Here is a 24282-nt window from a genome sequence, read left to right on the forward strand (position 1 = left end):
TCGATTTCAAGTTGAGTCGGCTGATGCGCTGGAAGTCAACGTCGGCGTCGGTGGTCCCAGCCAGATCGACCTCGGCGCGACCGGCGGTTATGGATTTGCCGTCCAAAATCTGGCCAACGTCGACACGCCCTATACCTTACTGGAATACGCGTTCCCGAACGCTGCCAACCGTCGCCCCGATCTGATCCCCGGGCCGGCGATCGAGTTTTCGAGCGGTTTGCGGGGTGATGCGTCGACCGTTGCACCGCTGTTTGATTCAATCAGCACCTTCGACTTTTCGAGTGTCGTTCCGGAACTGAATCTATCCGGCGTGCTGACAGCGCGGGGCGTCGCGATCGACTTGCCCAATCAAGGGGTGACCGAAGTCGGTTCGGCGGTGACGATCTATCCGGGCTTGCGAGAAATCTTGGAGACCGACCCGAATTTCCTCAAAGAACTCAGTCCGTTCGAATTGGACGATCTTGGCTTCGACTTCTATGTCGCGGCCGCGGCGACGCCGATGACGGCGGCCGAGTACTTGGACTATCAAGAAAACGAAGCCGCGAAGTTGCGTGATGCGATCTTGGCGGCAGACATTGAGGATCCGGATTCATTCTTGGGCAGGGCGCAATCGGCGCTCGTTGCGATCGCTCGCGATGCGGAGTCGTTTGCCGGCCTGTACCTGCAAGCCTTGGTCGACACCGGACTTCTGCGCGAGGAAGACACGCCGCCGATCGCGGACGGCAAAGCCGAAAACATCAACTCCTTCTTCACTGTCATCGGCGGACTGCTGGGTGGAGAAACAGGGAAGGGAATCGTCGACGACGCCGCGGTGTCGCTGGCTTCGGCGAGTGACAATCTGACTGCCTTCATCGAATTGATCCGAGGCTACTACGGCCACACGCCCGACGTGACTGGGGGTGGCAGTGTCGCCGATTTCGAAGATTTTGATCGGGCACTTTCCAGTCCGACGTCCTTCGTCACGTTTACACTTCGCGCCGGTCCCCCGCCGTTGTTTGAAGCCGGCGAGATCGCCGATGAAATCGCGTTTAACCTCGACGATCTCGGCAATCAACTCGGCGATTCCACGTCGTTGACCGGCCCGACCGGCTTCGGCGACGAGAACTTTGTGCCCGTTGCGACGCCGTTGCCGTACACCGTCCGCACGACCTATGACACCGAGGCGGTCGACGCGGCGAGAGAAATCCGCATTCTGGTTCCGCTCGACGACACACTCGACGAACGCAGTTTCCAAGTCGCGGACATCCAACTGGGGAGTCGCTCGATCTCGCTTCCGGCGGCACGCCCCAATTTCGTCGGCGAATTTGATCTCACCGAGACCGACGGCTACGTGTTGCAAGTTACCGCCGGCGTGGATGCGAACACCCGTGTCGCCTCGTACTTGTTGCGGGCGATCGACGGCCGCGACGGATTGCCCCCGGTGGATCCCGCCATCGGTCTGCTGCAGCCGGGTGAGCAGGTCACCGTCGGTTTCTGGGCGGCTGCCAATAACGTGGTGGCGGCGGGCGATGTCGATCCGCTGGCAACCGGCGACGAGATCCAAATGACGGCTCGGTCAATCATCGATGGCGGGGCGGAGGTCGACAGTCGAGTTTCACTGGCAACGTTGGATGCCTTCGCGCCGACCAGTACCGTCACGACGGCCGCAATCGGCGGAAATCAATTCGAAGTCTCTTGGACCGCCACCGACGACGCCGGCGGAAGTGGCGTCGCGGCGTATTCGTTGTTGGTCTCCCGAGACGGTGGTACACGGTACCGTAGCGTGTTGTATCGGACCGATCAGACGTCGTATCTCTATCAGGCCGAACCCGGCGAGCAACCGTTGTTCCTCGTCCGCGCGATCGACAACGCCGGCAACGTCGAATCTGTCGATCAAGGCGTGCGGGTGCCACGATTGGTGCCGGAAATCAACCTCGGCAGCGCCCCGTCGGTCAGTGTGATCCAGCCCGTGGTGATCCCCAAAGCGGAGGCCCGCCCCGAAACCGTCGCTGATCGCGTGTTCGCGGAAGCCGCCTTTGGAATTCCCTCACGGACCAGCGGCACGCAGCCCAGCAAATTCACTCGCGTGATTCGCCCGTTGGCGGCAGAACGTTTTGTGACGATTCCCGGCGAAAGCGGTGCGGGGATCGGGGCGTTGGCAATGGCGGTCGGACCCGAGGGGTCGATTTATCTATCCGGTGGTGTTGGCCGGAACGAGTTGTACAAAGTGGGACAGGCTTCCAGCCTGTCATCCAACGCGCTCGACAGGCTGGAAGCCTATCCCGCGACCACGCCGATTTATGAATTGGCGTTCGATGCGTCGGGGCAACTGTGGGCGTCGACCGGTGGCGAGGGGCTGTTGCAACTAGATCCCAATACCGGCGCGGTGTTGGAGCAGATCGGGGCGGGCATCGCGCTGGGGATCGCCGCGATTCCAGGCCAGACCGCCCTGTATGTTTCCACGACCGGAGGGATCAGCCGATTCGACACGGCGACACGCAAGCTGACGCCATTCAGCGACATCCGCGTCGATTCGCTGGCGGTCGCAGCCGACGGGACATTGTATGGAACGGCCTGGCCTGAGGGGGGCGAGGTGTTGCGGTTTGATTTCCGCGGCCGCGCCGAACGCATCGCCACGGTCAGCGGCCGCGCCGAGTCGATCGCATTCGGTCCGGAGGGATCGATCCTGGAGGGTGCGCTGCTGGTCGGTCATGAAACCGAAGGCAGCGTCACCGTTCTCGACCCGCTGTCGCTGCGGCAAACTAAGATCGCAACCGGCGGCCGTGGACGTGTCGAAGGAATCCAACCCATCAGCGACGGTCGGTTCCTGGTCACGCGGGGCGACCAAGTCGACGTCTTTTTCACCGTCGCGGCGCCGCGCGTGATCCAAACGCGGATTGCCGACGGCATGAACCGCGCCGAATTGGTGTTTGATGTCGCCCTGGCCAACAACGTTTCCAGTCCCGTCGGCGGCAACAATCCTGCCAACTATGCGCTCAAGAACAAAGAGACGGGCGAGAGTGTCAATATCGGCGCGGTCCGTTACGACAAAGCCACACGGTCGTCACAGTTGCTGTTTGAAACACTCGCGCCGGCTGAATATGAGCTGACGGTGTCGTCGACGGTGGAGAGCGAGCAGGGCATCCCGATCGGGGGCAGCGGCTTCACAACAACCTTCCGCGTTTTCGAAGACGTCTCGATTTCGACCCGACTTTCGTATTCCAACACCCGCATCCACCGCGCCGATGGCACGTTGTTGTTTGACGTGATGGTTTCGAATTCGGCCGACTTCGATATCGCCGGTCCGATCAACGTGGTCTTTGACAATCTGGGCGACAACTCTGTCGTCTTCTTTGACAATGCCAATCAACCCGCCGGCGCCAACGGCTATCAAGTCATGGCGGACGGAACCGTGCTCGGGGCCCATTCGAATTCCCAGTGGCACACCGTCACGATCGCCAACCCGAATTTGTTGGATCTGAATTTCAACCCGCGAATTCTCGCCACGTTGCCGCCGAACCAGCTGCCCGTCTTCGCTTCGGTACCCGCCTTGGCGGCGACTGCGGAGACGCAATACGAATACGCCGCCGAAGCGGACGACCCGGACGGTGCAACGATCACCTACGTCTTGGCCGGCGGACCGAAAGGTGCCACCGTTGATCCGAACACCGGGGTTGTCGATTGGAATCCGGGCCGCGACGCAGCGCCGAAAGCCGAGTTCGAATTGCGAGCCTACGACGCGCGGGGGGCTTACAAACGCCAAACCTGGATCGTGGACGTGACGGGCGCCAACCGTCCGCCCGTCATCGCACCGATCGAAGACGTCTTTGCCACCGAAGGCGACTTGATCGAAGTCCCCGTCAGTGGATTTGATCCCGACGGCGACGACCTGTTCTACTTCGCCGACAACTTACCGCCGGGCGCCGTGTTCGATCCGTTCGGCCAGGCCCTGCGATGGCGGCCCGCGGGCGATCAGGCAGGTGTCTATGACGACGTGACCTTGATCACCAGCGACGGATTCGTCGAAACCAGTGTGTCGTTCCAAGTCGTGATCGCCAACAACAACGTCGCGCCGACAGTGGCACCGGTTGCGTCGCGGACGATCAATGAAGGCGACGAAATCACGTTCACCGTGTTCGCTGACGATGCCGATGGGGACGAACTGCGCTACCTCTCGCCCAACTTGCCGCCCGGGGCGTTCTTGGATCCCAATACCGGGATCTTCGAATGGACGCCGGGGTTTGATCAACACGGCGTTTATGAGCTGAACCTGTATGTGGATGATGGTACCGTCCTGGCCCAAACGCAAACGGTGCTGACGGTCAACAATCTGAATGGACAAGTTCGATTCCCGGCGATTGATCCCTTTGAAATTTTTGAAGGTCAATCGTTCCAGTTGCGCGTCGCGGCGTTCGACCCCGAATTCCCCGTTGCTCCCGTGACACCGTCGGCCAATACGCAAGACTTCTTCGTCGATTACCAGAGTTTCATCCCCGATCTCGATTACGTCGTGACGGGATTGCCCGCCGGGGCGAACTATGACGACACCACGCAGCTATTGACCTGGACACCGGGCTTTAATGATTCCGGTCAATACGACATCACGTTCCAGGCCAGCGACGATGGCGATGGAACGGGTGTGCCGACGACCGATACGGTCACGCTGTCATTGACCGTTGCCGACGCGAACTTCCCGCCGCAACTCGTCGAAGTGGCTGCGCGGTCCGTAGCCGTTGGTCAAACGCTGGACATTCCGATTTCCGCCAGTGATTTCGAAGGCGCGCCGCTGGCATTGGGAGTCACGTTCAGTGGTGCCACGCAGTTGCCGGACTTTGCAACCTTCACCGACAACGGAGACGGAACCGGATTACTGTCGCTCGCGCCGCAGCCCGGCGATCGCGATGACATTCTGGTCGCGGTGACGGCCGCGGAGACCACGGGCCCGCTGCCGCTGAAATCGACGGTCGAGTTCACGTTGCAAATCACCAGCCCGAACGAACCACCAAAATTCGCGCCGTTCTTTGATTCGGTCGCGTTGGTAGATACCGCGTTCACCATTGACTTGTTGATCAGCGATGCCGATCAAGATGCTTTGACGGTTTCCGCGACCGGTTTGCCGGCGGGAGCGTCCTTGATCGATACCGGTGTGTACGGGCGGCACAAATTCAGCTGGACACCGACCGCCGCCGACAGCGGACCGCACACGATCTCGTTTACGGTCACCGACAGCGGTAACGGCGATGACGCGCTGAAGCTGTCGGACACCCGAACGATCACGCTGAATGTGCGTGACAACAACGTCCGTCCGAACCTGGACCCGATCGGACAACAGACGATCGCCGAAGGCCAGACCCTACAGCTGACCGCGGCAGCCACCGATCCGGACAATGACCCTGTGTTCTTCAAGGCGGGCTTGGTCGTCGGTGGCGTCGTCGGACAGTTGCCCGGCGGTGCGACGTTTGACGGCCAAACCGGGCAATTCCGCTGGACGCCCAATCAATCCCAGGCGGGAACCTATCGGATTCGCATCACCGCCAGCGACGGTGCCGGATCGCGCAGCGAAGACGTTCTGGTGACGGTGACCAACACCAATCAGCCACCGACGCTGAGCACCTTGCCGCGACTGTTCACCCGTGAAGGCGATCAGTTGCTGTTCACACTCTCGGCGGGCGATCCCGATGGCGAGACGCTGATCTACAGCTTTGACGGCGTGGCACCGAACGGATTCAATTTCGATCCCGCCGGCCGAACAGTGATTTGGGATGTCGACTTCGATTCCGCCGGCAACTACACGTTCCCGTTTAGCGTGACGGATCCCTCGGGCGCGACGGACTCCGTCGATGTCTCCGTCACCGTGTCGGGAACGAATCGTGATCCCGTGATCACCGCGCCCCAATTGCGGAACGCGCAGATCGGCAGCTTGTTGGAAGTCCCGATCAGCGCGACCGATCCCGATGGGGACGCGATCACACTGACCGCGAGTGATTTACCCGCCGGTGCGACGCTGGACGCGGATGACGTGATCCGCTGGACCGCGGCCAGCTTCCAAGCCGGCACGTTTACGGTGCGATTGACGGCGGACGATGGAGAGACAACCACGGTCCGACCGCTGACCATTGTCGCCTCGTTGGAGCCGGCCGGTCCCAAGGTGCAAGTCATCACAACACCCAGTTTTCCGGCCACGCCGGGACAACCGATCACGATCGAACCGATCGCCGATAGCGACGTCGAAGTTTCCAGCACCACGTTGTCCATCGATGGCACGCCGGTAGCGCTCAACGCCCTCGGACGCGGAACCTTCATCGCGAACGCTCCAGGACGATTCACGGCGACGGCGGTGGTGACCGATGCCGAAGGCCGCACCACGACGATCACCAAGCCCATCTTCGTGCGTGATCCGAGTGACTTCGCCGCTCCGGTGATCGAGGTGTTGCAACTGGCGCCTCCCGTGTTCACCGAACCGCGGGATCTGATCGTCAACATCTCCGACACGGGACTGGCCGAGTACCGGATCGAACTGGTGCCGCGAGGCGGCGGGGCGGCGCGGCTGATCGGTTCGGGCACAACCAGCATCACGGAAAACGTCGAAGTCGATCCCGCAAAATTTGCCAACGGTTTTTACACCTTGCGAGTCACGGCGAGTGATTTCGGCGGATTGACGTCGACGTTCAACCATGACATCGAAATCAACTCCAACGATAAATCGGGGGCACTGTTTGAAACGGCGACGGATTTGTCGGTGACGCTCGGGGGAATCAGCGTTCCGATCACGCGGATTCATGATTCGTTGACGATTTCTGCGGCGGATTCCACCTTCGGCACCCGTTGGACACTGCCACTGCTGGATCCACAATTGTCGCTGGACCTGGGGCCTGATTCCGGCGACGCGTTTGCGGCGATGACCGACGACGCGAGAATCTACATCACACTGCCCGACGGACAACGCGTCGGATTCAGTTTCGCGCCGGCGGAGACCTCCTCAGGCAGCATCACCACCTTCGCACCCGCGTGGCAAGCCGACGCGGGAGTCAATTGGTCACTCGAAAGCTTCAACGCCAACCTGCGCACAGCGGGTTCGGGCTACTACGTCGTCGGCAGCGGTCTTCCCTACAGCCCAACGCTCGTCCCCGCCGGCGACACCGTCTTCACCCTCACCTCCCCCACCGGCACTCAGTTTGCCTATTCTTCCAAAAAGGTGTCGGACACCTTTTTGCTGGGGCGGATCACGGCGGCCGATGGGAGCACATCGCTGCGGGTGACCGACAGCGGGATTGTCGCGCCGAGCGGGGAGCGATTGACGTTCGTTCGTGATGGCGAGGGGCGGATCAGCGAACTGGTGGGGCCGACGGGCGACCATCTTGTTTACCGCTACGATGACGACGGTCGATTGGCGTCTGCGATCGACGCGTCGACGGGTGACCGGACGTTCTACGGCTATGACAAAGGGGCGAGATTGACCACGATCAGCCCCGATTCGGCAGTCGGTCAGTCGATCACGTACGACGTCGACGGCGCGGTCGCGTCGATCGCGACGATTCAGCCGCACCTCGGCGGCACGCGGCAAATGCTGTCCGCCCCGATCACGGGTACACTGGGAAGTGATGCGGACAGCTATGCGTTCACGATCACCGCAGGCGAATTGCGCAGCAGTCCCAGCGGCGGAATCACGATCGGAGTGGATGTCGATGGTGCGGCCGGCCAAATGGTTGGGCTGACCGCCGGCACGAGTGTTGTCGACGGCACGCGGACGATCAACACGTTCACATTCAACGAACCGGGAACGTACCGGTTGAACGTGACGGGCACGGCCAACCAAAGCTACACGGTCGAACTCTATCTGGTTGGTGATCTCAACGGCGACAACCAGGTCGACAGCGATGACAGCACGGCGTTTGCATTCGCGTTGGGAAGCACTTCGGCGGAGCCAAACTACGACGCCGCAGCCGATAGCGATCGTGACGGCGACGTGGATGCCGTCGACCGCAGCGGTTTGGAATCCATGTTCGGCTTCGTCGCCAACCGCGCGCCTGTGGTGACATCGGCGACGCTTGAAGTCCGCGGCGGGGCTCCGTTCATTCTTGATACGCAAACCGTCGTCCAAGACTCGGAAGCGGATCGGACGTTCCTCATGGAGTCACCTCGGGACGGAGCGGTTCGAATGATCGGCGGAGGGCTGGTGGAAATTGCAGGAACGGCGACAACGGTCAACCTGGTCGGTGATGACGGACTTCTTCAGGGTTCGCCGATTAGTTTTCCGCTTCAGGTCGTTTCGGTCGACTACGTCCGGTTGGAACTGTCGCGGCGAGATCCGGTGCTTACCGGTGGTCAGTCCGCGCGTCTGAACGTGATCGGGATCCTTGAGGACGGTTCGAAGGAGTTGGTTCCGTTCAGTGAGATCACGTATGCGACGTATGATCCTTCGATTGCCTCGATTACGGATCGTGGCTTAGTGATCGCCGGAGGTCACGGGACAACCACGTTGACCGCGACGGTGGGGGGCCTGACGGCCGCGACGGCGGTCGAAGTCGGTGCGAAGGAAGAACGTATTCTTTCCGTCTTTCCTGAGACCTACACGCTCGGCGTCGGCCAAACGCGGCAGTATCAGATTCGAGAGATTCAAGCGGGCGGAGCCGTCGATCTGGCGGCTGAGGATGACTCCGTGTACGTCGTCTCTGACCCGACGGTCGCATCGATCGATGCAGCCGGCTTGCTGACGGCGCTCGCCGAAGGGGTTACGGAAGTCACCGTGCAGTCGCGTGGGCGAAGTTTCGTGACGACGATCACGGTCGCGTCTCCGCAAACCGGCGTTGTCACGGTGAACAGCGACGGGGCTTTGATTCAGGGCGATGGAATCGAGATCGGAGTTCCACAGGGTGCCTTCCTGGATGACGTCCAAATCGAAGTCAATTCGGTCGACTTGTCCGCGTTTCCGTACCAACCGCCGACAGGGTGGACGGGCGTGATGGGGGTCGATATCAATACGCAGGGAATCGATGCCGAACATGCCTTGAGTGTGGCGATTCCGGCCCCCAACGGTTCGGTTGCCGGCGAGCCGCTCTACCTGTTCCAACCGGCCGACTTTGAGTTCGCCGACGGCCGGGTTGATTCCGCGTGGCTGTTGATCGATTCGATGGTCATTGGCGATGACGGGATGGCCCGTACGACGTCGTTGCCCAACATCGGTGCCGCAAACCGACGCTGGGCGGGCGGGGGAGTCACGCCCAAGCCGACGCTGGGCGGTGCCATGATGGTTGCATCGCCGGGGTCCATCGTCGGCTTGGTTGCTGCGATCAGTGACCTCGCGCTTCGCGAGAAGACCTACAACAACTTCGCATCGAAGCCGCCCGGTTATCAAAGCATCACTCAAATGGATGGGACCGGCGACTTGGGCGGGTCCGATAGCTTTTATGTGTTCCCTGGCGTTGACTTCGATTTTCTGGTGCCGGCGATTCCCGACTTCCCGTACCGGCTCGGCTTCCATGCGGCGCAGGAAGACGGACTGTTCACCATCGGCGAAACGCAGGTCGAGGTGGCGGCGGGTGAGACGGCAGGGGTGGTGGTGCCGCTGAAGCCACGCGTGATCGTGTCGGGACCCAAACCGCCCAGCATCATCGAAGCGAAGGTGACGTTCGGCAGTGGTGACGTTGTTACCGGTCCCCGTTTGGAGTTGAAAGTCCAAGATCTATTCGTCCCCAACCCCTTTTCACAAGCCTCTGATCTCGGCAACGAATTGGACGACGTATTCGTGACCATCGAAATCGGCGGTCGAGATACGTTCGACACCGAAGGGAATCCCTTGGCGATCGGCGGAAAGGATGTGCAGATCGAGGGAGAGCGGTTGTTCATGGAAGGGGAGAATCTGATCGTCGAGATTCCGCCACACGCCATGCTGGGCGGATCGACCGTCACGATCTCACGTCCGATGGATTTGCCGTTGGATGGCAAATTCGGGAGCCAGGTGTTTACCAGCAATCCCGTGAAACCGATCGGAGACGGTCGCTACGGGTTTTCGTTGTCGGCCGCCGACGACACCGTCACGGTCTTTGATTTGGCCAACATCGCCGAGGACGAACAGGGAAATCCTGTCAAGCGGCAGCCCGAAGTCGTCGCCGAGATTTTCTTGGGTTCGTTGAACCCGGAGCGTAGTGGTGATCGACCCGAATCGCCTCGAAAGAGCGTGACGACACCCGATGGAACTCGGCTGTATGTCTCGCTTCAACGCGGCGGTCGCGTCGCGGTGATCGATGCGGTGGCGTTGCAAGAGATCGACTTGGTTCCCGACGACGAGAACGATCCGACTACGCTCGGCGTACAAGCCATTGAATTGCCCGAGGGAGCTCACCCGTTTGACGTGGTGACGGATCCGACCGGCCAGTATCTCTACGTCAGCGATTACCAACGGAGTAGCGTCTACGTCATCGACATTGATCCGTTCTCGCCCTATTTCCATCAGTTGCGAGGGACGCTGGCGATCGGCACCGGTGTGATCGACGGAGCCACCTACGGCAGACTCGGGTTGCGAGGTCTGGCGGTCAGTTCGGATGGGCAGCGGCTGCATATTGCCGCTCCGGCGCAAGACTTGTTCCGCACCGCCGCCGGGCTGAAAGGGGCCGTTTTGACGGTCGACCTGACGCCGCTGCGCGAACAAGCTCGACCGACGGAGACGGAATCATCCGAGCAGGAGGACGAGGAGGAACGAGAGGGACCGCCGCCGCTTCCGCTCGTGTTCGATACCAACCAACCGGAGGCCGTGGTCGCGGTCGGTCCGGGGCCATTCGAAATCACCACGACCAGTGATCCAGATGTCATTCTGGTCGCCGACCGGATCGCCGACAACTTGGCCGTCGGCGTCCTGCGCCGAGAGGTGTCTCAAGACGGGATCGCCGAAGTCGTGCCGGAGTTCATCTCGGTCGCCGACTTCGGTATCATTCCACGGTTGAGTGAGGGACGCGACACACAGGCCTTCGCAGTCAGCAACGCCCAGAGCGTTGCCTTCGTTCCCGAGAACGCTTTCCAAGATCTGCTGAAGAACGAGGAGGAAGGCATCTCGGGCGAGCATCCGGCCTACGCCTTGGTGCTCGGCTACAACGCCCAGAAAATCGGTGATCCCAAGAAAGATCCGGCTCTGGCGCCATTCTTCACCTACAACCCGCTGGCAGAATTTCCAGCTGGGCCGGGCTCGGAGGAGACGGTGCTACGGACCATCACCGTACCGGTCGGCGCCGGCGGAAGCATCGGAATCATTCGCAACCCGCTCGGCAACCGCAACGATATCCTGGACAAACCTCGGATCGTTGCGGCGACCAGCCCGATTCAATTTGGATTCCCCGACGACTTGGCCGTTTCGTTCGCCACCGGTGTGGTGATCGCTCCCTACCAGGCGATCGATTCAGTGTTCGCCTATGACCTGGCCAACATGATCGGGTTGATCGAACAGCAGGTCGACAAGGACCCACCGCTGCGCAGTTGGAGCCAAATCGGGGAAGACCCGGCGGCTTCGACTGACGAATTGAATCGCATTTTGCGCGGTCCCTTGTCGACCGTCCCCATCGATGCGATCTATCCCCACGTGGCGATCGCGGCGGACTATCGTTACTTCGATACCGAAGATGACACGGGCACCCGTTTCATCGGCTACGGTGTCCCGCCGGTCAGCATCTTTGACGACGACCCGAATACCTACGCGCCGCTCACGGTCGATCGGTTGCCACGGGGAGTCGCGGCGCAACCGAAGATCGAGGGGCAACTCATCCAACTGACGCCGACGCCGTTCGGCCACACGCCGAGCTTGCAGGCGTTTCCCGGAGAAGGCCTGGCCGTCGAGACGGGGAATTTCTCCGAGGCCGAAGTCCACACCGGCGCGCTTCGCGAAGGGCATATTCTGGCATCTTACCATTCGCAGGGAGAGGATCGTGCGCTCAACTTGCGGTATGACTCATTGCGTGCCGAGCCGAGAACGTTGCAGTATTTCCAGGTCGGTAACCTGGACGCAATCGACACCGCCGAAGGTGATTTGTTGAGCGTTCGGATGGTAGCCGTCGGCGGTGAAATTCGCGTGGAGCCCAAAGGGGTTGATGCAGACGGTCCGCTCCGCGGTTCCGGGTTGCAAGGCAACGAAGCGATCTTCGGAATCCCCGTCGCATTTCCCGACACCGGGTACGGGGCCGGAATTCCCATCGACTTCACCGATGCACCGACAGGCCTTTACACGCTGCAAATCGAAGCGGGAATCCTTAAACAAACGGGTTCGAGCTATCAACTCGGAACGGCGATCACACAGACTGAACCTTTGGTTGTCGTCAACGGAATCGACAGTCCGTTTGGTGCCGGATGGGGCTTGGAAGGCTGGCTTCGCATCTATCCGGGCGACGGCGGTGTCGCGCTGGTCGACGGCGGCGGCACCGAGCAGGTCTTCTTGCGACCCGAAGAATTCGGTCAGCCCTTCACACCCTTGGTTCCCGATCACTCCCAGTTATTCCAGGACGAAGACGGGATGTACACGCGTCGTCTGTTGGACGGCACCGTGCAGGTGTTTGACAAGGAAGGCCGGTTGTCCGTGCTGCGGGATCGAAACGGCAATGAAACGGTGTATCTGTATGACGGCGACAATCTGACGAAGATCGTTGATCCCGTCGGACTGGAGACGAAGTTCGAATACGTCGGCGATCGTGTCTCGCGAATCATCGATCCGGCCCTACGGGTCACCAAGTTGTTCTACAACGAAAATCGGCTCACGGAGATCGTGGATCCCGATGGGACCAAACGTACGTTTGAGTATGAGCCGCGAGTCGCCTATGAGGACTTCGAAGAACGTCCTTTCGAGAACCTGATCACGGCTCAAACACACAAACGCGGAAACGGTGATCCTGACGGGCCGGGTGAGACCGCCAGCGGATTCCGTGAAACGTATCAATACGACGCATTCGGTCGTGTGCGGAGCGGGACGCGTGTCGACCAGAGGGAATTCACCCTCGAGCCCGCTCAAATCGTCGGCGCAGAATTGCCCAATGTGTTCTCCGAGGTTGATTCGGCGCCCCTGTTGACCGTTCTCGCTGAACAAGAAAACGTCGACTCGACCGAAGACATTATCGGTGCCTGGTGTGGGGCTTCGGCCGAAAGCGACCCCAATGAAATGGTCACGCGCTACACCGCTGTCGCGAACTACACCGATTTTGATGGAGACCTCCATGAATACCAAATGGATGGATTCGGATCTCTTGTCCAAGAGACGAGCGACGATGAAGAGCGTTTTCAATTCGCCCGCCGCCCGGGCAACGGCGTCGTCATCGCACAAATCGCGCCGGGCGGATTGGTGACCTGTTTCGAGCGGGACATCTTCGACAACGTGACCAAGATCACGGAGTTCCCCGAAGGTCTGCAAGGGCCAAAAGCGATTCAGGAATTCCGATACGATCACACGAAAGCAAACCAGCTGGAATACCGCAAGGATGCGGTAGGAAGAACCTGGGACTATGTGTTGGACGACAACGGAAACGCGGAACAGGTGACGGTAAGCGATCCCTCTCCGCCGGTCGGAAGTCCCGCGAGTGCGACGACCAAGACGGAGTACTACGCTGACTCCGGTTTGGTCAAGAAGCAGACCGACGGTAAAGGCAATGCCATCAATTTCACGTACGACGGTTTCGGACGACTGAAGACTATCGTCTACGACGACGGGACAGCGCGTTACGAGTACGACGGCAACGCCGGCAACATCAGTCAGCTCACCGACTCTGCCGGCGACGTACTGCAGTTCACCTATGATGATTTGAACCGCATGCTGACGACCAGTTACGACGACGCGGACGGCGCAACGCACACAGAGACGCGACGCTACGACGCCGAAGGAAACCTGCGTTCGGTCAGCGACTTCAACAACAGACTCACGACCTACGCATACGATAACCTTGACCGTCCGATCGAGAAGATCGAAGACGCCAACGCTCTGGCCTACGAAACCGTTTTCGCTTACGACACATCCGCATCCATCCCGTATGCGATCGAAACCGGCGTGGGATACGAATATCGCCTCGTCAAAAATCCTCGTGGGCATTGGACGGCTGAGGTGTTTGACGAGGATGGCAATCTGGTCTTTGAATACGACGAATTGGGCCGGAAGGTCGAACACAAGTACAACGACGACAACCATCGGATTCAAACGAAATTGCCCAGTGGAGCGGTCATGGTGTTCGCTCCAGACCGCCTGGGCCGAAATCGGTCCGTGTCGGGGCCGACGAACGAGAAAACCGAGTTCAAGTACGATCTCGTCGGACGCATCACGCGCGAAGAAATTCACAACAATACGTCCGGCAATCAAGTCACATTGTTCGATTACAACCTGTTCGATCAGGTGGCGTTGCAGGTCGATCCGGAGGAAGTCCGTCATGTCCGTAAGTACGACGCGGCCGGGAATCTCACCGAGGAGATCACCGCCGAAGGGACCTCAATGGCTTATGTCATCACCTATGACTACGACAGCCGCAATCGCGTGAAAGAGATGGTCGACGGTGGTGTTGCAACGACCAAATACGAGTACTTCGGTGATAGCACGCTCAAGAAGGTGACCAACGACCGTCTCGGCGAAACGACGTTCGTCTATGACGCGCGTGACCAGGTGATCGAGGTCAATGACGCTGAGAATTTGGTGACCCACTACTTGTATGACGGCAATTCGAATCTGGTCGGCATCGTCGATGCCCGCGGCAGCGGAAGGTCCGATACCGAGTACCTTACGAAATTCGAATACGACGGCGTCAATCGCCAGACGAAGATTACGACTCCCTTGGGACACGTGACAAAGCAGGGCTATGACGGCGGAGGGAATCTGGTGACCGTCGTCGGTCCCCGTGCGGCAACTGTCGGCGAAGAGGCGGCGACGACAACATTCGTCTTTGACGCAGCCGGCAACCTCACTGAAATCTCCGAACCAGAGGACCGCGTCACGAAGTTTACGTACAAGGTCAACACGAACTTCATCGAAACCGAAGAGATCTACGACGGGCAGCAATTGCTGCGTCGGACGCGATACGTGCCCGATCATTCGGGGCGAATCCTACAGTCCATCGACGGAATCGGTCAGACGACCGTTTACACCTACGATCAAGTCGGCAACATCGTCCGCATCCGAGACGACCGCGGAGCCGACCACGCCACGAAGTTCGTGTACGACAAGTTGAACCGAGAAACCTCTCGAACGCTGGCTTCCGGTCTGCCGGAAAGGGCGACGTGGACGACAAAGTACAACGCACTCGGACTTGTTGACGAGACGGTCGATGCGGTCGGACTCAAGGTGGAGTACGACTATGACTCGTTGCTGAACCTGGAAAAGAGGACCACCGGTGGCGAGCTGGAAGAGAAATTTGTCTACGACACGCTCGGATTCCTAAAGTCCTACACGGATCCCCGCGGGGATTTTTACCAGACCAAATACTTGCCGGATCAGGCCGGTCGCGTCGAAAAAATCGAAGGTGTATCTGGGACGCCGATCGATCCGAAACCGTACACCGTGATGATGGACTACGACAACGTCGGCAACTTGCTCTCGGTGTCGGATCGGCGAAGCACGTCCATTGAGACGACCTACACCTACGATGCGGATTCGCGGCGTGTGACCGAAACCGATCCCGAAGACCACACGTACAACTTCGCCTTTGACGAGGCGGATAATCTGATTGCCATCACCGATCCACGAGGGGAAGCGGGCGACGTCGACTTCACAACCCTCTTCAGCTACGACCTGCTCAATCGCCGGACGGGGGTCAAGCAACCCGGCGTGGGTAGCGCCTGCACGGTCTACGACGCCGTCGGGCAAGTGGTGATGGAAGTTGGCCCCGGGGCAGGATTGAGCGATTGCAGCAACGCCGACAATGCGTCTTCGCACACGACGGTCTACCAATACAACGACGTCGGTTACCTGGAAAGGGTCACCGACGCCGAAGGCGGCGTACAACAGTGGAGCAATTTCGACGCCGTCGGCAATGCTCGGACCTACGTCGATGTCCGCGGTTTCATGCACACTCGTATCTACGACGGGCTCGAGCAGATCAAACAGGAAACCCACCAAAGCGGTCCTGACGGCCAAGAGACGGTGACCGAGACCTACCGCTACGATGCGATGGGGAAACTTCACGAGTACACCGACCCGCGTGGATCTGACTACAAAACGACCTTCCAATACGATAGCCTGCAGCGTCTCGAGACGATCAGCCAGGCGGTTGTTGTCGGCGGCGGTACGTTGTCCGAAGTCCGCGACTATGACGAAGTCGGGAATTTGATCTCGATCCAAGACCCGCGTGGGGAGTACTACACGACGCGGTTCAGCTATGACGCGGATGGACGAGTGGTGAAGGTCGAATCGCCAACGGGGACGCAGGAGCTACCGGGTGAAGTGGCCGTGACGACGCGCCAGTACGACGTCGCTGGGAACCTGACGGCCGAGTTTGATGGACGCGGCGTGTCCTATGCGACCCGTTACGAGTATGACGATGTGGGCAGACTCAAAAAACTCATTCGCCCGACCGGGTCACCGAGCACGCCGGGGCCGGACGCGACCACCGAGTTTGACTATGACAAAGCCGGCAACGTCGAACGGATCGTTCACCCGAGGTCCGACGATTCAGGAACGTCATACGAATCGACGTTCTTGTACAACGGACGAAACGAGCTTGTCTACTCGATCGATGCAAATCAATACCGCGACAACTTTGATTACGACGACGCCGGGAACCTGAAGTCGTTGGAGCAGGTCAGCGGAGGGCAAACGGCGACCCGGACGACGACGTTCGAATATGACGAGCTGAATCGTCTGCGTTTCGAGCGACTCGGCCAAAGGGAAACCGAATACACCTACGACCCGCTGGGCAATCTGCTCACGGTCGCCGGCCCCTTTACCGATTCCGACGGAAATCCGCTGACGAGCACCTACACCTACGATGCGCGGAACTTCGTCTCCAGTTTCACCGATGCCGAAAACCAAAAGACGAAGTTCGTCAACGACGCGGTCGGCAACGTCATCACGGAAGTCGATCCGCGGGGGGACTATTACACAACAACGAGGACCTATGACGGCATCGGTCGGATGATCGCCACGTCGCAACCGACCGGTAGCGAGGACTCTCCCTCGAGTCCCGTCGTGACAGAATTTGAGTACGATGGAGTCGGCAACCTGACCAAGTTGATTGATCCGCGCGGCGAGTCCTTTGCGACCGAGTACACCTTCGGCGCACGTGGATTGCTGCTTGAGCGTGACATGGCCGGCGGTCTCGAAAATGCGATTGAACGCGTCGTCGAAAGCATGGAGTACGACACGGCCGGGAATCTGGTGAAGTTAATCGATGCCCGCGGGGAGGCGTCCGCGACCACCTACGACTACGACTTCCAAAACAATCTGTCGTCCATCACCTATGCGGCGGCAGAGAACAAGCCGGGAGCGCTCGTCGAACGATTCGAATATGACGCGTCGGGGAATCCGACCAAGCATTTCACGCTCTCCTCCCCCAACAAGGCGGCGACGTTCCAATACGATGCCAACGGGCGATTGATCGAAAGTGTTGATGCCGCCGATCAGGTAACCACATTCGTTTATGATCGGTTCGGGAATACGGTTTCGCAAACCGACCGGTTGGGCACGACGACCTTCGAGTACGACGAACTCGATCGGATGACGAAACAAGTCGACGCGTTGCTGTACGAGACGAATTACGGCTATTCCGAAAGTGATACCATGATCGTCGTCAGTGACGCCGATGGCACTCTGCGCCAGACGGAACTGGATGGCGTCGGACGCGTCGTCCGGAACGTCGATGCCGCCGGGACCGCTGCGACATACCGGTATGACGAAGTCGGCAACGTGATCGAAGCGATCGATCGACGCAACGCGATCACTCGAACGGATTATGATGCGAGGAATATGCCGTTGAAGGTCGTGGAGGCGACGGGTTCGGACGTGGAACGGACTCGAACGTTCGCCTATGACGTGCTCGGGCGATTGAAACTGGAAACCGATCCACGGGGCGAGTTCTTCCGCAAGGAATACAGCTACGACAACCTGGGGCGGTTGGTGGAGCTGAAATTGCCCAGCGGAACGCCGGATCATCCCGGTCCGTCCACTCCCGGCGAAGACGGACTGGTTCATCAATGGAGCTACACACCGAGCGGCCAACTTGATTTCGAAATTCCGGCACGCGGCGATGTGTTTCGCATCGACTATGACTACGACTCGTTCGATCATCTGATTTCGCAAACGTCTCAGGTCGGCACGGTTGCTGATCAGCAAACGGTCACCGAAACGTTTGTCTTTGACACGTCCGGGCGACTGCGTTCGCAAACCGACCTTTCCGGTTTTGAAAAGAAGTTCGAATACGATGTCGTCGATCGCTTGAGTTCGGTGACGTATGTCGCCGGCGGATCAGGTACGGATCGGACGTACAATTGGGACTACGAGGATACGGCGGAAGGTTACCGAGCGATTCAAAAGGGGCCCGGCGAGATCGTGGTCGGGCAAGTCGATTATGACGCCCTCGGACGTGTCAGCCGAGAATATCAATTGGGCTCGCAGCCGCGCCAACTCACCTACAAACCGCGAGGGCAGGTCGCGACGGAAATGATGGGCGACCTGACCACCACGTTCAACTACGACACCCGTGGGAATCTCGCCAGCGCCGAGGATTCCGATGGGAATGTGACGCAATACGTCTTCGACGCGGAGGGGAATCTGACGTCACGAACCGACCCGGGGCTGGCCACGCCGCACACCTGGGCGTACGACAACCTCGGACGCGTTTTCTTGGAAACGACGCCGGACGGTTCCGCGACACAATTTGAACATGGCGCTTCTGATTTTGTGCTCTCGGTGAAAGACGCGGCGGGCAACGTGACGACGTACGATCGCGATATCGCCGGACGTGTCTGGGCGGAAACGACGGAATTCGGCGAGCGGACGTTCTTCCGTGATCAGGCCGGCAACATCCTGACGCAGACCGACCGGCTCGGTCGTGTGATCGAACGTGACTTCAATGGGCTCGATCGCGTCGTCCAAGAGCGATGGTTAGACGAAACCAACAGCCTGGTCGATACCCTTGAATATTCCTTCACCCCCGACGGCCTGCTTGCGTCGGCAGACGATGGCAACTCGCTCGTCACCCGCGACTATTCGCAAGACGCGTTTCGACGTGTGGTTCGGGAAACGGTTGACTACGTCCCCGGTGTTCCCGAAACCACGCTGTCGGTCGGCTACGACACGCTCGGCAGACGCGATCAGAGTCGCGTGGATCTCGGTTTCAACAATGCGTTTGTGAGCACGTATCAATATCTCGATCCTCTCGGTCGGTTGAGCCAAATTTCGCAGACGGGGCCGGACGTGACGTCCAAGTCCGTCAGCTACTCCTATGCCGACGGTTTGGATTTGCCTGAAGTGATCACGCGTACGGCCGGTGGCGGTTCCTCGGTGAACGTGGTGTCGCAGTTCACCTACGACGCCCGCGGTTTGATCGACACGCTCGCACACAGCGGTTCGGAATCGATCAACAATTATGACTTTGATTTTGACGCGGCGGGGCGATTGGAGCGTCGCGAAGGCAGGTTTGATACCGCGGCGTTCACTTACGATGACGCCGGTCAACTGCTCACGGTGACCCATACCCAGGCCGAATTGGCGGCCGAATCCTACGACTATGCGAGCAACGGAAATCGCCAGTCGGCATCCAACGTGTCGGGCCCCTTCGTTTACGAGGGACAGAACCGGCTGGCCTCCGACGGCACACGGACCTACAGCTACGATCCCGAAGGGAACTTGATCGAAGTCATCGTGATCGCCAGCAACGAACGGACGACGTTCGACTATGACCACCGAAATCGATTGGTGAGCGTCGTTCAACGTGATGTCACCGGCGAAATCGTTCGTACCGTAGAGTTCCAGTACGACGCGTTGGACCGCCGGATCGGCGTGACCACCGATGACACGCCAACCGGTGGCGAGGTGCGGGAACAGACGTTCGTTTATGACGGACAAGACGTCGTGTTGGAGTGGCTGGACATCGACTCCGCCGGCGCGGCACTGGACGCCGTGAACCTGCACGGTGTGGGCACCGACGAAATCCTTGCCAGCGACTATGGCGGCGGCACGATGTACTGGATGCTGCCGGACAACAACGGCACGATTCGTGACGTGGCGAGCCGGGACGGCCAACTCGCCAACCACGTCACACTCGATTCATTCGGCAACGTGATTGCGGAAACGGACGATTCGATCCCTGTCCGATTCCTGCTGGCCGGTCGTGAATACGATGAGCAGATCGGTCTGTACTACATGCGTGCCCGCTACTACGACCCGGCATCAGGGCGGTTTTTGAGCACCGATCCGCTTGGCCCTCTCGAAGGAGACATCGCGACCTACCGGTACGCGTTTAACAGCCCGACGACGTTTTCGGATCCGACGGGGTTGAGTCCGGGTTCACAACCGTATCCGTGGGCGAGGCCGTTTTACATCGGCGGCGGCGGTGAGAACGCTTCGGGAGCCGAATTCTTCTTTAACGTCGTGCTCAATTTGCCGGGCGCTTTGATCAACGTCGGCACCGACATCGTTCGCGAGTTGGCAGGACTTATCGTCGATCCGATTCTGGTGCTCGCCCAAACGGGATATCGGGCCGCTGCAGGACGTCCCTATACCGATGCCTACGTCGGAATCGGGCGTATGATTCCGTCGTTGGCGAGCGGCAATTTCGAACCGCTTAAACCGCTTGCCTTCATCGCCGCCAGCGGAGTCGCCGGTGCCACACGCGGCGCCGTGACCGGATCCGCGGCCGGCGGGGTGGGGGCGCTTCCCGGAGCCGTCGCCGGGTTCCTCACCGGCGCTTTGTACGGAGGCGTCGTGTTGGGGCTGGGGATGGGCGGCTACGAAACGATTCAGGGGATTCAGGAGGGCGATGCAAGGCGAGTCGCCAACGGGGTGGTGACCGGATTCGTCTCGCTGATCGGGGTGCGGTCGATTCCGAAGCTCGAGCCGATCGTCGCCAATCGGGTGGCCGCCTTCCAAAAAAATCTTGCTCGACCGGGCAGCAAGCCGAAGCGGAACACGCCGGTTGAAACAGCAGAGGTCGCTAAGAAAACGAATAAGTCCGCGTTCTCCGAGCCAGGTGCCGGGCAGTTTGAGGGCGTCCAGATGTCCGGGATTGGAGACTTGACCACCGCGGAGTTGACCAGTGCCATCAAGGTTGCCAAGGAGTTTGATGAACCTCTGCTGTTCACCGGCAGTGTTGTCGAAGGACGGCGTCGAAATTTCAGTGCCTTGACCGCCGAGGGGAATCGCTTTCCGCTGAAGGACAAAGCCCCAAAGGGAACACCGAAGGCGCAAACGCGTAGCGATTTGGACATTGCCGCAAACGGCAAACCGGCCGGGTTGCGTGAAGCGTTGGTCCGGGAGTTTGATGATTTCGATGGATTCCTGATCAACCGATCGAGCAAAGCGAGTTCGGCCGCAGCTGACGAGACGGCAAGCTTTCTCCGCGTCAATCCCGACGGAAGTCTGGAGATTTTCCCGCCAGCGAGGGCGAAGACGGCTGGCGGTTCGACAACGTCCACCATCAAGTTGTCGCCCGAGGCAGCCAAACGCGTCACGGTTCATTCGACGCGCGACGGACTCGCTTCGGTGAAGTCGCTGCAGTCGGGGACTGCCAACGCACGTGCGACCGCGAAAGTCCAGAATCCTGGACCGACGAAAAATCCGCCGCCGGCAAAACAACCACCGGGACTGGGCGATACGGTGGCGAGAAATCCGAACGCGAGTCCGCCCAATGCGGTCGCCAAATCCAATCCCTCTCCGCCGCCCGCTCGAAGCACGGCCAGCCCGACCGCAACCCAGAACACGCCCCAGGTGAACAACCCGGTCGCATCGGCTCAAGCCAACCCGTTCAGGTCGGTCGGCAAGAGTGAACTGGCGCAGTTGGACGAGGCGTTGAGCGTCATGCGGCAGAAGCAAGCTGCAAACGCACCTCCCTTGCAGTCACGTTCCGGTGCGCCTGGATTCGGCGAATTCGATGACCTGCTGCGAAATGCCGAGCAGCAGGTCCTCAATCGAAGCAGTTTTGCCGACTCGTTTTCGTCAACACGTCGGCTACCGTTTGAAGACCGCGCCTTCCTCAACGCACTCAACAAAGAGGTTCCGCGGTTCAAATTCCAGTCGCTTCCGCAGCTCGCCCAGATCAACGAGCAAATCGCCGGACTGAGTCGAAACTTTTTCCGTACCGAAGCGAGGATCAATCGGACGAGGGCACGCGCCCTCGATTTCTTTGGCGAGGAAGTACTCCGTCAGGCTGACGATTTTGCATCAAAGGGAGGTTTTCCCGTGGGGCTGGCCGAACCGTTTTCGGACGCCGCCATCGTCGTCGGTCAACGGCTTTTAGACCTCAATCGGCGAACCGCCTCGTTGGCGAAGCAAAGCGCCGACTTAATCTTAAAGCGACAAACCGCGGTGGTCGATTTCGTCAAGAATTCGGTCGGGCGCAACTTCTTTGAAATCCGGGACATCACGCTGCGCCGGCAACTCGGTGTCGACGACGCCCTCCTGGGGGCGGCCGAACAAGCGGATCTGTCGCGCGTCTTGGCGGTCTTGGATGACTTGCTTCCCGGTCATAAACTTTTTCTCGAGTCAGGCCAGACGTACGGCCCGATTCTGCCGGAGGGATGGGAAAGCCCATCTGCTTCGTCGGCAACGACTGCTGCAATCAACGATGCCCCCATCTCCGTTGATGACGCCGCCATGCCGGAGCTGGAGGCGATCGCGCGATATGCCGCAGACGCCTTCTCCGAAGTGGTCCTTCCCGGGCGTCTGGACCAAGTGATCGATGGCATCGAATTCCGTTGGGACGATTTGCCCAAAGGACAACTCGGATTCGGGACCTGGCAAATCGACGGAGATGATCGACGATTCATCATTACCGTCGATACGGATGCCGACGGCCGAGGTTGGTTCGTCGACGAGACGCCGTGGGAAGATTCCGAGTTCGACGAAGACGGCCGCATGTTCGATTCTGAATCACCCTACGATCTTGTCACCGTTCTCGCACACGAACTCGGACACGCGCTCGGTTTCGGAAGCGTCTACACTGAATTTGTCCGATACGTCGAGGAGGATTCCGGCAATCGGTACTTTATCAGCAACGACGATGCTTATCTGTTGGATACCACCGGCAATGAGCTGGATCCGACAGTTCACGGTCAGGCACTCATGTCCGCATCGCTTGAGCCCGGCCGGAGGAAACATCTTGCACCCGCCGACCTGGCCATCTTCCAAACGCTTTATCGCGATTCAGACGGTTCGCGGGTGGCGGGCGATTCGGCTCTGCACCTTCACACCGCGCAGCATGCCGGGGATCACAGCGGATTCGTCTTGATGGCGTCGCAGATCGTGGAAGACCTGCAGTCGGTTCCCGCAGTCGGATTCACGAACGAAGACTTTGCCGTTGGAGATGCCTCGGCGGACGAATTCGTGTGGCAAACGATCGGCGATTTAACCGTGGGGCAGGCAATGGCAACCCTCAGCGAAGACGTGGGGATGATCACGGATCTGTCGCAGACGTTTGTCGTTCCCAATGGGGTCAACACGATTTCGTTTACGTTGACCGGCATTTCGATGGATGTCGGTGGGGTGGCCGATGGCAATGCGTTGCATCCGCCGGAGGTGTTTGAGGTGGCGTTGTTGGATTCGCTGGGCGCGACGAGCTGGATGGGGGCGATGCCGAAGCTGCCCGGAGGTGACGCGCTGCTTTCGATCCAGGCCGATGGGACGGTGTATTTTGCCGACGGCGTGACCGTGGCGGGTGTTTATCGCAGCGGCCGGATCGGTGATTTGACCCAGCCGATCGATGTCGTGATCAGTCTGCCCGCCGAAGCAAGCGGCGAAGTTGCGACGTTGATGTTCGATCTGGTCGGGTTCGGGGAAGACAATAGCCAGGTCCAGGTCAGCAACATCCTGTTGGAAGCCAGCAACGGCTGGCAGAATCCGATCGACAAGTTTGACGTCGATGACAAAGGCTCCGTCTCGGCGCTCGACGCGCTGATCGTGCTGAATGAACTGGCCCGGGCCTCGGTGTATCACCGTTCGACGTACAAGCTGTTTGAAATCACCGACACCGTCGGGCCGCCCCCATTCTACGACGTCAACGGCGACGGGTTCATCACGCCCAGGGACGCGCTCCGCGTGATCAACGAGGTCGCCCGCCAGCAAGCCGCCGAGCCGGAAGCGTTTGACGAGGCGCTGGGGGAATGGTTGGACGAGGTTTAGACACGTAGGTCACGCTGTGCGTGACA

General features: G+C 59.7%; 1 protein-coding gene (running past one end of the window). It reads left to right on the plus strand.

Translation table 11 applies throughout. From position 1 onward, the window contains the following. Nucleotides 1-24256, plus strand: the 3' portion of a protein-coding gene (locus NZK35_RS16995; protein WP_259633729.1) for a CARDB domain-containing protein. 12278 nt of this gene lie to the left of the window's left edge; only the last 24256 of its 36534 coding nucleotides appear in the window; its start codon lies off the left edge, out of view; it ends in the stop codon at nucleotides 24254-24256. Nucleotides 24257-24282: the final 26 nt, after the last annotated feature.

This window comes from Stieleria sedimenti (assembly GCF_025060895.1).
GTDB classification, from domain to species: Bacteria; Planctomycetota; Planctomycetia; order Pirellulales; family Pirellulaceae; genus Stieleria; species Stieleria sedimenti.